Origin of the sequence: Reichenbachiella sp. MALMAid0571 (assembly GCF_040151475.1) — a bacterium.
Lineage (GTDB): Bacteria > Bacteroidota > Bacteroidia > Cytophagales > Cyclobacteriaceae > CAXBNB01.
In genome coordinates, this window is sequence record NZ_JBDKWG010000122.1 from 1 (window position 1) to 16,206 (window position 16,206).

Genomic DNA, 16,206 nt, shown 5'->3' on the forward strand with positions numbered 1-16,206 from the left:
CTGTGCCACCTGAGGCGGTCAGCAGGTTGCCTTGCGCATCGGCCAACTGAACCGTTACCGTACTCGTACTGGCTCCATCGGCTACTACCGGACTGGTTGCTGCTATTGTCGTATTCCCATTGGTTGGATCGGCTGAGCCAGGGGTAAAGACCACCTGTACCGGACTGCCATTGACTACTGTGTCATCTACTGTGTCGTCATTATCTGTGTCTATCTGGGCGGTCACATCGGCCGTACCTGCTGCCATGGAGGTCAATGTCACGCTCACTTGGCCACTCGCATCCGTCTGCAATGCGCCCGTACTGCTCAACGTGCCCAAGGTCGTGGCAAACTGGATTTCTACGCCAGCCAGTGCCAAATCATCTCCATTTTCATTCTTTAACTGGACGGTGATCGTAGCTTCTTCTGAGCCATCGGCTACCCTCGTTAAGGCCACCCCACTGATTAAGGTACCTGTGGCTGTTGCACTAGGGTCATCATCTGTGATGGTATAGGTAGTGATTATTTCTGTAGTAGCACCTCCATCAGCATCTCCAATTGATAATGATGTACCCGGATTTTGCAAAGTCAAAATAATTGTCTCATTAGGCTCTGGGGTATTATCATCTGTAATACTCAAATTCAGGTCACTTACACCAACAATATCAACAGTTTGGGCCATACTATAATCTGCTGCAGGTATAGTAACAGTAACCGGAGATGGGACATTAAAAGCATAATCCGTACTCCCAATTGCCGTACCACTAAAGGCTACTTCAACAGTAGCATCACTCAAAATAATTCCACCCTGAACAGTCAGGCTTGGAAGGTTTCCACCTAACGTTTCATCATCAGAGGAAGTGGCATCAGTAAATTCTACCAAAATTGGAATTGCAGCAATAGTGAAATATTCTCCGTCACTTAAATCCAATGTCAATTCCCAATCTGTACCATTGAGGGTCATTAACTCGGGCACATCATCCGAAAAATTTGTATCCGTACTTTTAATCAGGTACACATTGGATAGTGTAGCAGGCAACTTGGACGCAAGGCTACTGCTATTCGCAGGTATGCTAATTTCCACATTACCAATCGCTCCCTCTTCATGCACCAACCAACTTCTACCTAATATTTCATAATTGGCAGGAGCTCCTGTGGTACTAAATTCTGCAATAGATCCATTGTTATTCCCTACAGTTAAAAAATTCAAATCTGCACCAAAAGTGCTGGCATTTGAAGTATTGTCTACAGCTATTGCTCCCAGAGCTAATGTGACCAATGCATCACTATTGACGGATTTAGATTGTTTTTGACTCAGCGCAGAGTTATCATCACGACCTATACCAAAAATATCGTTATTGTAAGAAGACGCATTCGTGGCGTCCTTATCCCACATTTCCGTAGTTCCATCGCTGGCTAGGTAATCTTGTGGTGCAGTTTGGTCTAATGTGATACCGTATTTTAGAGCAAGGTAAGATTCGATTCTTTGGCGATCTGTAACCGATCCATCTTCCCCATAGATAATAACTTCTGAAATATCCCCATCCCAGTGATTTGTCCCCGTCCCAGAGACTCCTATAGGTAATGTTGTTAAATCACCTGGGGATGCCCCTGCCTGTGTAGTGGAAGCATCAAGCCCATTGATACGTGCAATATTAGTCCCCAATGCTATTCGTGCACTGAACAATCGACTTATTCCCATAGAGTAGTCACCAATATTTCCAACTACTGAAGTTGTACCATCTACAGTATGTTCTAAACCAGTACCATTATTAACAACCAAGTTATATTGGTCTTCAGTGCTACCTAACAACTCTTGCTGCGAATTAGAACTAGTAGAACCTACCGCAAATATTTCATAATCGCCATTAACACCAAGTCCGCCTGGAGCACTAACATCCATCTGATTTGTACTAAAGGTCAACGTTGTATTAAAATTGGCAGTGCTTGAAGTACCATCAGGGTTTCCATCTGAAGCGGTCGCATTGTTTTCATTCACAGACTGGTCGTCCCATTGGGTTACTGTGGCTCCCCCTGTCACACCTACATCTGCTTTTAACCAAAGACTAAGGTTACCAGCCACTCCTCCAGGTGCGGTATTATCCAGGAAATTTAACGGTACATTACTTTCATGAACCGCCCCTGAACCGGAATTGGTCACAATGGAAGCATCCGCCCCAACAAATGCTGAGTTGGTAAACTGAAAGTTTAGCGAGTTTACGTTTTCTGAATCATCATGATTGGTTGCAGTTCCTGTAAAGGTAAGAACAGCACTATATCCGTTTACAGCAACTGTCAAGGCAGGAGTTAGCCCTGCAGGCAGGTTGGTTATAATGTAGTCGGAAGTATGTGTCAGGGTCGTGCCAGCATCAGAAAGCTGATCGCCAGAAATGTGTATAGTCAATGGAGTAGCATTATCAATTGACCCATCATTTATCAGGTTTTCGCCATACTCTCCCAGCGTTGTTGCCACAACTGAATTGCCAACTCCTAAATCTGCAACACCGTACAGTCTGATACCATCCGATGAAATACCAAACCCCGTGTTGTTAGGGATGGTACCAGAATAGATTGACAAACCAGGATCCACAGATACAGAAGTGGAAATGACTGTTGTAATGTCGTATGATGTGCTTAGGGTGCGCCCTACCAATTTGTCTCCACCTGAAGAAGAAAATTCGTATAGGATCGTACCATCCTGATTGAAGAAAATATCCATACACTTATCAGAAGCCACACCACTGAGTGTATTTCCGGTGACCACCGCAGTTGAAACATCGAAGGCAGTAAGAGAATACTCAGTGATTAAATTGGCACTCGCTTGAGATACAAGCATTATTGTTCCTGTATTATTAAATTCTATCGCTGTAGCTTCTGCCAGACCTGTTGAAAGAGATTGACCAGAACCAGTATAATAGGCATTGATAACATCATAGGCTGTGCCAAGAAAGTACTCTTCAATTGTCCCAGCACCCAGCAATACAAACATCTTAGTTCCATCACTACTGAATGTGAAGGCTTCAGCCCTTGTACCATACACACCATTAAAGCCAGTATCAAAAACTTTACCTGTACTGGAAAGAGTAGTTACGTCAAAAGCAGTAGTTGCATTGTATTCCCTGATTTCGCCTGAAGGAATACCGGATGTTCCATCGTCTCCAAGTACATAGGCCGTCATTCCATCGGGAGTAAAATGAATGTCAACTCCGGTAATATTGCTATCTGTTCCTGCTGCTGTAGGAGCGATTGTGAAGTTTCCCCCGCCGAAGGGTACATACCCCAAGTATGGTTCTTTAACAGGAGCAGCAATCGCCAATGTGAATTCATTGCCGTCATTCAAATCCAATCCTGTAATCCTCCAAATATCACTGCCCTGATCTATCAATGACACAGGCGTTTCATCAGCCAGACTACCATCATTATTGGTATCGACAATGAGGAAATAAGGCAGGCTCTGCGTTGTAGCTGGCACATCAAATTCTGCATCTGCCATATTGAAATCCAACTGTAACGTACCTACTTCACCCGACTCTTGTACACTCCATTGGCGTGACAATATATTCAAGCCCGTTGGAGCTCCTGTAGCAGTAAATGTTGCTGCACCGTCATTATTCCCAATCGTAAGAAATTCACGATTGCCAATATCCGTGAAATTATAACTTGTTGGAAGGTTGCTATCGTCCGTACTTTCACCCTCGGCAAGTAAAGTTACGATGGCATCACTATTTATCGACTTGGATTTGAGCTGCCCCAAGGCAGAAGCATCGTCCCTTCCTATCCCAAAAATATCATTATTATGCGTCGCTGCATCAGAAGCATCCTTGTCCCACATCTTCGTAACCCCATCTGATGCGATGTAACCCGTTCCAGTGCTTTGATCTAAGGTAATGCCATATTTAAGTGCAAAATAAGACTGAACCCTTTGCACATCCACTCCAATGTCAATATTGGAGTCGTAATAAATAATCTCAGCTATATTCCCATCGAAGACATTAGCAGTGCCATCATGACCTATAACAAAATCGGATGATATAGGGGCTACATTTCCCACATTCGTAAAGCTGGCTAAACTTCCATCGTCATATATTGTTGAGCTGCCAGCATCATTTCGAGTAGCCGTGAATCCTCTATATTCTAATCTGGTGGTGGATGCGGGATCAATATTTTGAGTGGTACCATTAAATGCTTCTACTCCCGCATATTCCGTTTTAAAAATATTGCCATGAGCTACTGAAACAGAATTGTCCAAGTTGGCTTTATAAACCATAAAAACGCTGATATTATCCCCAACAGAAAAGCTTGGAGTAGATAAGCCATATCCCTGATTATTAGCTTCTCTGGTAAACTCAATTGTAGTATTGAAATTGAAAAACTCACTGTCGGAGGTATTATATTTTATAGTGGATGCAGCTGTTGGTGGAACCGTGGTGCCCAGAAGCGAAGTAGTAGCATTGTTATCGGATTTATCTACCCAATTGGTAATATCTGTGCCATCGGTTGTCACTCCTCCGTTATCATCCGCTTTAAACCAAAGCCTGGCAGTCGCTCCTACCCCTCCCGGACTTATCTGTACCGCAGCGAGGGTGAAAAACAGGTCGTCAGCCAAGGTCACCCCTGTGATCTCCCCGTTGGCATCTAGTGGCCCCAATTGAGTATATCCTGAAGAAAAATCCCCGTCTGCATCTGAAATAAGGTAGTAAGTGGTAGCAGCAGTTTGTCCAAACCCATCAAATTTCAGGTTTACCGCTCCCACACTTCCCGTATTATCCACTTTCCATTCCCTTGCTATCCGTCCCTGATAGACGGCAATGTCCAATTCGGAAGTCTGAAGTGTTAATACCCCACCATCATTGGCCACTGTCAAAAATTGTAAGTCGTTGGTATGTGCTGTGGTACGGGCTGGATCGTTGTTTGTAGTAGCAAAGTCATTGTCAAGTGCTATGGTCACAATTGCCCCTGAATTGGAAGATCTACTTATACGCTGATCAAGCTCCGAAGCATCATCCCTACCTATACCAAATACGTCAACATCAAAGGTTCCGTTGGTTTCCGTTCCATCATTGGTCCAAATAGGAGACCCATTGGAAGCTATATAGTTGGTAGCTGAAGTTTGATCCAGTGTAATCCCATATTTTAGAGCCATGTAAGATTGTACTTTCTGTAAATCAGTACCGAATAAATCATCGGTATAGACCACTATTTCACTGATCAATCCCTCCCAATCTTCTCCTCCATTATCAGAATCACCTCCAATAGTCGTTTCTATAGTGCCATCAGTGCTTACGTGTGCAGATCCTTTACTCCCTCTATTGCCATCATACCCAATAGTGGCATCCGTTGATGACCAAGAGTAATCAAAAAGTGATAATTTATTCGGTATAAATGTTCCCTCTGCGGGTTGAAAGTCACTACCATCAAAAATGTTGGTTAATGCATCCTTAGTACCCAATTGTGGATCTTGACCTCCTGTGCCTGCTGTACCAAATCCAATAATACTATTGTAACCGCTTGTGGTTGGTTGGCTGGCAATGGTGAATACTGAACCATCCTGACTGGCTGCAAAAGTGGCTGTGGTAAGATTGACCAATTCTGCGTTAGCAGCAGCAAAATCAAGTGTATTGATGAAATTATTGGTTTGATTTCCTACAACCAGCGTTGGTGCTGCATTTCGTTCAACAACATCAATGCCTATAAAGGATTGATCCTGCCAATAACTTACTTCGTCCCCTACAACAGCAGGATCAGTTCCTGCCACATCATCAAATACTCCATTGTCTGTTTTCAACCACAGTCCAAGGTTAGCAGTAACCCCACCGGGTGCTTTTTGAAATCTGGCCAAGGTAAAAGTGACCCCATCCAATAGCGTTACTCCTGTAAGTTCCCCATTGGCATCCAATTGGCCCAAAGTAGTAATGCTACTGGAAAAATCCCCATCAGTTGTAGTTACCAAATACCAATCTTCGTTGAACCCGTCAAACTTAAGATTGACGGCACCTACACTTCCAGTATTATCCACTCTCCACTCCCTGACCAACCTCACCTGATATTCCAACAAATCAAGTTCTGAACTTTGATTGGTAAGAGTTCCTCCATTATTGCCAATCACTAAAAATTGCATATCACTTGTGTGAGTCGTAGAACGGCCTGCATCGTTGTTGGCACTTATAAAATCATTGTCCAATGCGATGGTTACTACTGCATCGGAGAGTATTGATTTTGAAACCCTCTGATCTAGTCCGCTATTGTCATCTCTGGCAATACCAAAAATATCATTGTCATACCCACCGCCCAAAGTCCAAACAGGAGTAGCATCTGAAGCCAGGTAATTGTGAGATAAGGTTGATCCATATTTTATTGCCAAATAGCTGTTGATTTTTTGTCTATCTGTCTGAGACAAAACGACAGAATATTCTATGATTTCCTGACCCCATCCGCTTTGTCCGTATGTGCTTCCTCCTCCAACAGTGAGGTAATTGTTAACAGATAGCGCCGCATTATTAATGGTTACATTATTAATACTTTCATCTCCATCAAAACCCACTATTGTTTGACTTCCTGGTTGATCAATAATAGCACTAATAATACCTGTCGTTCCTGTTGCCCATTCTTTACTCGTATTGTATTGATTGTACTGGTAGGTTGTATAGTTTCCCTTGCTTCCTCCTGAGGCAAAAGGAGCAGAGATATAATGAATACTTACAGAATTTGCTCCTGGGTAGGTATTGTAGCCAAATCCCCATCTATGAGAACCTCCATCTGAATTGGATGCACTTGAAAAACGCATAAAATGTGCGTAAATACTTCCCGGAGATGCCTGATTGTTGTGATATGCTGCGAATATACTATGCGACTTGGCATAGCTGCTGCCTGTCACCGTTTGATGTAATCTCGTCTTTCCTGTAAAATCAATATAAGGATTAAAATTACTTGAAGGTGTTCCAGAATTAAAGGTCGGTAATAAAGCTGTTGTACCCTGAGCTAAAACTGGATTATTTACAGAAAGAGATTCCTTATCACTCCATTGAGTTACTGAGGAGCCCGAAGTTACTACATTTACGTTGGGATCTAACCAAAGATCAAGCCCAACAACAACCCCTCCCGGAGCTACTACAAAAGATGCAAAAGTAAAATACTGGCCATCTGTAAATGTAACATCTGCATAATTATACGTTACCCCGTTGATGGCTTGTGTATTGGCTGACATATCGGTAGCGATATCCGTACCATCAAAAGTTGCATCGCTACTTTGAATAAGTTTCAGGCTGTTCAAACCTTCTTCAGGCCACATTACCCTTACTGTTCCTAAAGAACCAGTATTGCTCACTTTCCAAATCGCAGGGAAACGATTATTCACACCATTAATACCTGTTAGAGATACAATGGGTTCTTTTTCTAATCCATTGTCGCCCCATAGTAAGAATTGACCATCTGTGAAAGTACCAGCATTGTCGGCATTTGTATTTGCCATACCTGTTGTACCTATCAATACTTGTTCCCCTTCATTTACAGATTGTGATTGTTTTTGATTTAGTGCCGACAAATCATCTCTACCTATACCTGCTATGTTATTGTGATACGCTTGGTTAGCAGATGCATCCCAAACAATTGTTGTTCCATCTGAAAGTACATAATCTCCTTCATTTATACCATCTCCATTTGGGGCTTCAAATGGAGTTGTATTAAAATCAGTATCTGCATCTAGTGTTGAACCATACTTAATTGCCAAATATGTATTTACACGTTGTACTTGTGCATCCGTTAGTATGGTTGTGTAGCGAATATGCTCGGACATAGCTCCACCATAAAAATAATTTGGCGTATTATTCCCATCTCTACGAGCCCCTAAATAATATGAGCCAACAACCCCTTGCTGAGCAGCTGATTGATTGCCTGAATATGTCTCTATTTTTGCGCCTCCGAAATAATAATCTGCGGCTCCATCTGTAGCGGACGGTGTAGAGCTCCCGGTCATTATCATGCCGTGAATAGCAATATTTCCTATGGTTGCCAAATTTGGATATGTATCAAATACATGTCCTCCCGACCCGGTATTGGGATAGGGTGTTTCTATAGATATCAGTGAAGCGGAACTGTAATAGAAGGATCTTCCTCCATTATTAGAAGTGTTATTATGGCGATTAAAACTCCAAAGTGAACTTGCCGTTACATTATCGGGTTTATCTACCGTGAATATGGAAATGTCATCACTATTAAGATCAGAGTCAAAAGCTCTGCCCAAATAACCCGAGGAATTAAATTCTATTGAAGGATTAAAGTTTGTTGCTTTTGTTATTGAATTGAAAGATTGTGCACCAGCACCATTACTGCTATTATCAAAAACTTTAGTCGTTGTTACATCTGTCCAATATTCCACATTGTCAGAATCGTTAGCCAAAGTAACACCAGCATCAGAAAACACATTTTGATCAGCCCTAAGCCAAAGGCGAAGGTCAGAAATCACTCCACCTGGAGATGGTGCTGTATAAGCCAATGTAAATACGTCTCCATCATTTAAATCAACACCTGTAAAGGTAGCTTTGCCTCCTATTACTACACCTCCAGTAATTACAGATGCATTGGTGAAATTGCCATCTCCATCAGTATCTATAAGAAGTTCAATATTCGATGCTAGTGAAGATACATTGTCAAAAGCTATAGTCAAATTACTTACATTACCAATTTCTGAAACTTTCCATTCTCTAGCTAAACGATATGCGGCTGATGCAGCTCCTGATAATTCGGTACTTTGCAAATCTGTACTTCCATCATCATTGCCCCATACCAAAAAGTTCTTGTCTGCGGCAAGAGTGTTCGCATTTGTAGGATTGTCCACTGCGATTGCTCCCAGACCAATGGTTACTATATCGTCTACATTTATAGATTTGGATTGTTTTTGATTAAAAAATCCATCGTCATCCCTACCAATACCTGTAACATCATTGGTATAAGCCGCATTGACGGTGGCATCCCAAACTTTAGTGGTGCCATCACTAGCAAAATAATCGGTAGCGACTGTTTGGTCTAGTGTAATGCCATATTTCAGTGCCAGATAGCTTTCTATCCTATCTTTTTCTGCATCAGTTAAATTTCTATTATAAACAATCACTTCAGATATATCGCCTATAAAAGCTTCTCCTGCTGTTCCTATTCGTACCCCAATATGGCTACTGCCTGATGAGAACTGTGTATTGTAAGTTCTTGCTGATGTAGAAACCTCCCGCCCATCACTATTGATACTTGCAGTTGTACCATTATGGTCATACCTGCCTATAAAAGGTTCGTTTACCGTAAAAGCCCCTGCTCCTGTAAAATCATTGCTCCAACCTATATAGCGCAAAGTCCCATTCTCATAACGCCAAGATTGGTTTTGGCTTGTGGTATTTACACCATAACTAAAAGCAGTTTGACTACTAGTGGTGGTTATCTTTGAAACTATAAAAACAGTACGGTCATCATTTCCTGTAGGAAACGCATTGAGGTCAACATTTAACTGATTTAAATAATCATTACCATCAAAAACTACGGAGTGATTGAAATTGATAACATTGCTTACCAGTTCAGGGTCACTGGCCACAGCTTGTTCATAGTGGTTTTCGTTACCGGAGAAATCCAACCAACCATTGCCGACAGTGAAATTGCCATCTGCCTGCCCAGAAATATCGGCACGAGCCCAAAGAGCTATACCCGCATCTACATTGGCGGGTCCTTTTGGGTTAATGGCCACTGCACTACTGAATTCTGAAACCGAGCCATTTTGAGTGTTGTCTTTTAACGTAGTGGTCCAAAAACCATCGGTAGCTCCTCCGCCACTAACGGTAACGATATGCGGCCCAACTCCTGAAAGACCTGTAGCTACATCGGTGTAAGTACGTCCATTGTATTTTTTGTCGCCAACTTGGTTTGTGAAAAACTCTACGTCACAATCTGTACAAAATGCTGGCAAAGTAAAGGTAACCTCATAATTACCACTGCCAGCATCTATTGAAGACATCAACCTTGGTGTGTCCCCATCCAATTGCTCGAGATCATTGTTTCCATTGTTAGCAAGGTTATCTATACCTGCCAGGTTATTGTACATACTGTTTTGAGAAATATGTACACCATCTACTTCTCTTATACTTATTGCCTCAGCGGCATTATCGAAAAAGGTATTTCCAATAATATCTAAATCAACAACAGAATTGTTATAGTACAGCCAAACACCATAGCCAGCATAAGATGAAGCAACTGTTCCGCTAATAGTATTATTTAAAATCTTAAGGTTAGAAGTACTATTAGCACCTCTCATATCCCACTCCATAGCCGCACTGCTAAGGTTTGTGAACGTACTGTTCTGTACGGTTATGTTTTTTTTCTGGTAATTATTGTCAAATTCAACTCCATAATTGGCTGTATTTGTTTCTGAATTGCCAGAGAACGTACAATCGTCAATGGTTAAATTATTTACTTCTAATCTAGTATATAATCCATGAGAATCGGCCTGATTTATAGTTACATCTGTAAAAACGGCATTTTTCGTTTCGTCATCATTTATATGAGAGTAGAAATAGATTCCATAATCACCATCATCTAAACTCGCCCCATTATCAGTTATATTTAAGTCAATATCCACATTGGTCAATGTAATGCCATTGACTACACCATTGAAACGAATCATTTGATTTCCTGTGTAACCATCAAAATTATCGAAGGTTGAGTTGATAATACTAATATCGGTTGATACACCGCCAATAAAAATTCCATAAACCTCCGCATCATGTATTGTCAAACCATCAATCGTAACATTAGAAGTTGTGGTATTGAAATAAATTCCGTAATCGCCATCATCTGTAGTAGTTGAATGATCTAAGTCCAACTCTACGTTGGTCATGGAAATATCATCAGCAACGCCAACAAAACGCATTCCAAATGCCGTAGTGCCACCTTCATCATTTATAAATTGGAAACCGTTAATATCTACATTTGTTGTTGTTGAAGCAAAATAAAGAGCATACGCATCTATATTGGTAAATGTGTTATCAGTTAATGTAATGTCAGTTGCCGTGCTACTAAATAAAACACCGTAATCACCATCATTTCCATTTGCTGTCAAATCTAAATCAATATCACAATTCTGGATGGTTACATTATTGGCTGCCCCCCCAAACCTAATTGCTATAATACCTCCACCACCAGAGTCACTTAAGTCAAAATTATCTATTAGCACATTTGTTGCAGTACCAGAAATATAAATAGCACCATGACCAATGTTTTGCTGTTGGGTCATGGTGAAATTTAATACTGTAAGATTTAATGCATTGCCAGCGTAATAAATCCCATAATTAAAATAATTACCTCCTGTATGTAAAGCAACTATATTTTCTATAGTAATGTCCGTAGGGCTACCACTGAAGCTAAAAGGCTGATAACCTGTATTTTGAATAATAAAGTTTCTGAAAGTAGCAAAATCCCCTGTTGCATCTGCTCTAAAAACATATCTGGTAATATCACCTCCATTACCATCAATTGTAATATTTCCAGAGCCATCGCCTATTCCATCAATAGTTACATTTGGCACAGAAATTATTGGCAAATCACTCAATATGGTAATAGTGCTACCGCTCAGTGCTACATCGAACACAATGCTATGCGGACCTGCACCCGCTGCATTGATATCAGTTATTGCTTGGCGGAGAGATCCCGCTCCTGAGTCATTAATAGTAGTTACAGTAATATCTGTTGCTAGTACATTTAAAGAAAAAATGGTACATACAATCAATAATTGTATGTTGCGTAAATGTTTTATCATAATGCTCTGATTCAGAATTGCTCTGAACAAACATTATCTATCTCTAAAGAAAGAACAGTTTCTAATAACTAGATACCAATATGTACGAATGTTTTATATAGTCATTTTCCTTGGGTGATAGATTTCTGCTTGGTCGGCTTTAGATTTAAAAAAAGTGTAAAAATTATTTTTTACTATTCTATTATGAATTCGTATTTTTGCATATTATTAAGAGGAGCGTTGATAGATTTTTGCTTGGTCGCGAAATCAAATCTTAAAATAGCGCTCCTCTTTTTTATTCTCATCCTAACAAACATAAATATATTTATTAGATACTCTTCATAATAGTTATTTCACTTATCTTCTTTTTATGTGAAATGTCCTATATTTATTTTAAATGTCCTCTCCTTGTTAACTAATCTTTAAGTTTATTTGGCTCGTTCATACCAGAATAGAAGTATTGTATGCTTCAATCATGTTATTAAATTCTTCCATTTTCAATCTGGAAATAGGTATATTGTATAACTCGTTTACACAACGAAGAACTGCTTTTTTTGACTTGAGAGTTCCAGTCATTTCTATTACGGTATATAAGTTAACTATGTAAGACCTGTGACAGTTATACAAGTAAGTAAAAGAATTCAGTTGTACTTGTAATTCAATTATGGAGGTTCGTAAAACTTTTTTCTTTATCTCATTAGAGTGGCTTTTATAATTGACTTCTACATAATTGCCACGTGCTTCTATAAAGACAATATCCATTGGGTTGAGTTCCAATACATCTTCCTTGTTTTTACCAAGTAGCCGAACATAAAGACTATTTTGTTTTTCAGGCTCTACTTGAAGCGGTCTCTTTTCAAATTTCTCTTGAATTTTTTTGTTCTTTTTTAACTTTAAGAGCAGAGCGAACTTCATTAAATACCTATCTGTTGAAAAAATTAAATAATACATCACCCAACCTATAGTAAAAGAATACTTTAAGACATCAGTAAATACAGGAGGCTCCAATTGTACCTCCACTTCTATCTTTCCATCCAAAAAACCAAAAAACCAAAAAACCATAACGGCTACAATCAAAAAGATACTATTGGCCCAAAGTAAATCCTTACCGATAGTCCAATTTTCATCAAGATAATTCACCATTATCAAAAATGACAAGTAATATGTACCTCCAGCTATTATGCTAAAAATCATACTCAAATAAAGCTGAACATCAAAAGTAAATCGATCCAGTTCAAAGGGCTGGAGCAAAATCAAAACAATAAAAACCTTTGAAAATAATACTATAGAAGCAATTTCAGGATAGAACCAATAAAACTTTGGGGGACATTTAGCAGAAAGAAAACGCATTCGATTTAAGTTATGATCAAATGATAAAGACAAGCAATACTAGAGTCATAAATTCCAAAGAGATTTCTGTCCCTTTGTAATCTCTACACACAAAACGTCTTTGTACTACTGTGTAGATTACATGTACTAAAAATGTTGACAGTATGCCTATCTTGAATAGAGGAACTCCTTCCTCAAAGCAGGACACATTATAAAGAAGGGCTAGGTTATTAAAACTTTCGTAGAAAGTTGTTCCTTTCTGTGTATCAGGTAAATTGATTCAAGTAAATAATTAGAAACACTCAAATAGAATTGAAAAATCATAGCTCTTGAAAGGATAGAAAGACGAAAACAATTTAAAAAAATTGAATTTAGCATTTTTTTAAATAAAAATACTAACAAAAGTTAAATTTTTAACATTTTGAAATAAAATAAGGGGAATAAAACAATACAAAGTAAATAGTTAAAGAATTAGGAGTACCCCGGAAAGTGAGATGGCATATATGAATAAAAAAACAATCAAACATACTATATAACGGTATGATGACATACTCCGTTAGACCCTGGATCCGAGTCAGCATACAACACTACTATTACAATTGAAGGATACGCCAAAGAGTACTACTTCCTTGTAAATAAAAAAGACCACCCAACCTGAGTAGTCTTTTTCTTGATGAGGTCCCGAGCGGATTCGAACCGCTGTACGAGCTTTTGCAGAGCTCTGCCTAGCCACTCGGCCACAGGACCATTTTATTTGAGTGCAAATCTATTACTAATTAGAATTGCCTACAAAAATTGATTGATTTATTCTATCAACTTTTTTTCAATACGGAAAAAGAAAATAAAGGGTGCTTTTGCACCCTTTAAAATTTATTCTTCTGTCTTCTCTTCAGCTTGATCTTCAGTCGCTTCTTCTTTTTTCTTAGAAGCTTCTTTTTTAGCTTTTGGAGTTTCCTTCACTTCTTCCTCAGCAGGAGTATCCTCTACTACCTGAGCTTCAGCTTTAGGCTCATCTTTCTTCTTCGCTGCAGCCTTTTTTGTAGCTGCTTTTTTAGCACCATCTTCCAATTGCTCTTTCAAAGCACTTAGTGCTTCAAGGTCACCAAGTGTAGATTTTTCTGATCCTTTGTTGATCTTTTCGATAGTGTTTTCTCTTGTTGGTTTTTTCTTCTTCGCAACCTCTTTGTCTTTAACATCAGAGTAAACCGCTACATGAGAAAGTACAATTCTTTTTTCGTCTTTAGAGAACTCAGTTACGATAAACTCAAGGCTTTCTCCAACTTCAACTTTAGAATTGTCTTCTTTTTTCATATTTCTGGCAGGACAGAAACCTTCCAACCCGTAAGGAAGTTCAAGAACAGCTCCTTTGTCACTTACAGAAATAATGCTACACTTATGAGATGATCCTTTGGTAAATACTGTTTCGAAAGTATCCCATGGATTTTCTTCCAATTGCTTATGACCTAATGCCAATCTTCTGTTCTCAACGTCCAGTTCAAGAACTTTTACTTCCAGCTCATCATTCACATTGATGAATTCTGATGGGTGCTTGATTTTTTTAGTCCAGGACAAATCAGAAACGTGCACTAAACCATCTATTCCTTCTTCAAGTTCTATAAACAACCCAAAGTTTGTCAGATTTCTGATCACTCCTTTATGAGTAGTACCTACATCATATTTGGTCAATACATCTTGTTTAGTCCAGGGATCTTCGGTCAATTGCTTAATGCCAAGAGACATTTTTCTGTCATCTCTATCAATAGTCAATACTACTGCATCAAGAATATCTCCAATGTTGATGAAATCCTGAGGGTTTCTTAAATGCTGAGACCATGACATTTCAGATACGTGAATCAATCCTTCTACTCCAGGCTGAAGCTCCAGGAACGCACCATAATCTGCCACATTCACTATCTTACCGGATACTTTTGATCCTACTTCAACTGTTTTATCCAAAGAATCCCAAGGATGTTCGGTCAATTGCTTCATGCCAAGAGAAATTCTTTTCTTGTCATCATCAAAATCCAGTACAACTACGTTGACTTTAGCATCCAGACTCAATACTTCCTCAGGATGATTTACTCTACCCCAAGAGATATCGGTGATATGAAGCAATCCATCTACCCCTCCAAGGTCGATAAACACACCAAAGTTGGTCATGTTTTTGATCACTCCTTCGAGAACCTGACCTTTTTCAAGGTTGGTTAAGATTTCAGTTCTTTGTTTTTCAAGATCTTTCTCTATCAATACTTTGTGAGAAACAACAACATTGTCGTTGGTATAGTTGATTTTCACAACTTTCACTTCCATTTCTTTGTCAACGAAAATGTCAAAATCTCTGATAGGTTTCACATCAATTTGTGAACCTGGCAAGAAAGCCTCAACACCAAATATATCAACGATAAGCCCACCCTTAGTTCTTCTTTTCACCATACCATTGATAACTTCATCGTTATCAAGAGCCTTTTGGATACTTTCCCAAGCGTGAACAATCTTAGCTTTTCTTCTGGACAATACCAATTGACCATTGGCATTCTCCTGTTCTTCTATAAATACATGAACCTGATCGCCAATTTTCAAATTTGGCAAATCTCTAAATTCTGACGCAGATACTAATCCATCGGATTTAAACCCAATGTTCAGAATCACATCTCTGTCAGAGATACTCACAACAGTTCCTGCTACAACTTCTTTTTCTACTATCTGATTCAATGAACCACCATATAACTCTTGAAGTTCTTCAATTTGAGCTTTAGAATATCCTTCACCAAAACCTTTGGTTTGAACACCATCCCAGTCAAATTCTTCCTCTTCTTCAACCGCTGCTACTGGAGCAGCTTTTGCTTCGGCAACTGGTTCTTGAACTTCTTCCTCAGTCTCACCTACAGTTTCTTCAGCCACTTCTTCTTTCGGTTCCTCAACAGCAATTGCTTCCTCTGCTACCACCTCTTCTTTTGGTTCTTCAACAGCAGCGGTTTCCTCTGTAGAAGGTTCTTCTACCGTTTCTTCGGATGCTGTTTCAGCTACAGTTTCTTCTACAACTGTTTCTTGAACTTCTTCCTTGCCGTTTTCTAATTCTTCTTTGTTTTCCATTTTGTTCAACTCTGTTTACAATACAACCCTAGAGTTAT

At 39.5% G+C, this 16,206-nt stretch carries 3 protein-coding genes and 1 tRNA gene; all 4 read right to left on the minus strand.

Annotated elements, in window-relative coordinates; genetic code table 11:
* The coding region (locus tag AAOP42_RS09145; RefSeq protein WP_349528192.1) for a DUF8202 domain-containing protein at positions 1–11,767 on the minus strand (11,767 nt) is incomplete at its 3' end.
* A 420-nt stretch (positions 11,768–12,187) separates the two neighbouring features.
* A complete protein-coding gene (locus AAOP42_RS09150; RefSeq protein WP_349528193.1) occupies positions 12,188–13,096 on the minus strand; it encodes a LytTR family transcriptional regulator DNA-binding domain-containing protein in 909 nt (302 codons plus the stop codon).
* 655 nt (positions 13,097–13,751) lie between these two features.
* Positions 13,752–13,822 (minus strand) — tRNA-Cys (locus AAOP42_RS09155).
* 123 nt (positions 13,823–13,945) lie between these two features.
* Complete coding sequence (rpsA, locus tag AAOP42_RS09160) at positions 13,946–16,168, minus strand: 30S ribosomal protein S1 (protein ID WP_349528194.1); 2,223 nt, start codon at positions 16,166–16,168, stop codon at positions 13,946–13,948.
* Positions 16,169–16,206: the final 38 nt, after the last annotated feature.

What these genes read in the sequence shown, in the direction of transcription:
- AAOP42_RS09150 (WP_349528193.1), bottom strand. Translation starts at nt 13,096, where the DNA reads ATGCGTTTTCTTTCTGCTAAATGTCCCCCAAAGTTTTATTGGTTCTAT.
- rpsA (WP_349528194.1), bottom strand. Translation starts at nt 16,168, where the DNA reads ATGGAAAACAAAGAAGAATTAGAAAACGGCAAGGAAGAAGTTCAAGAA.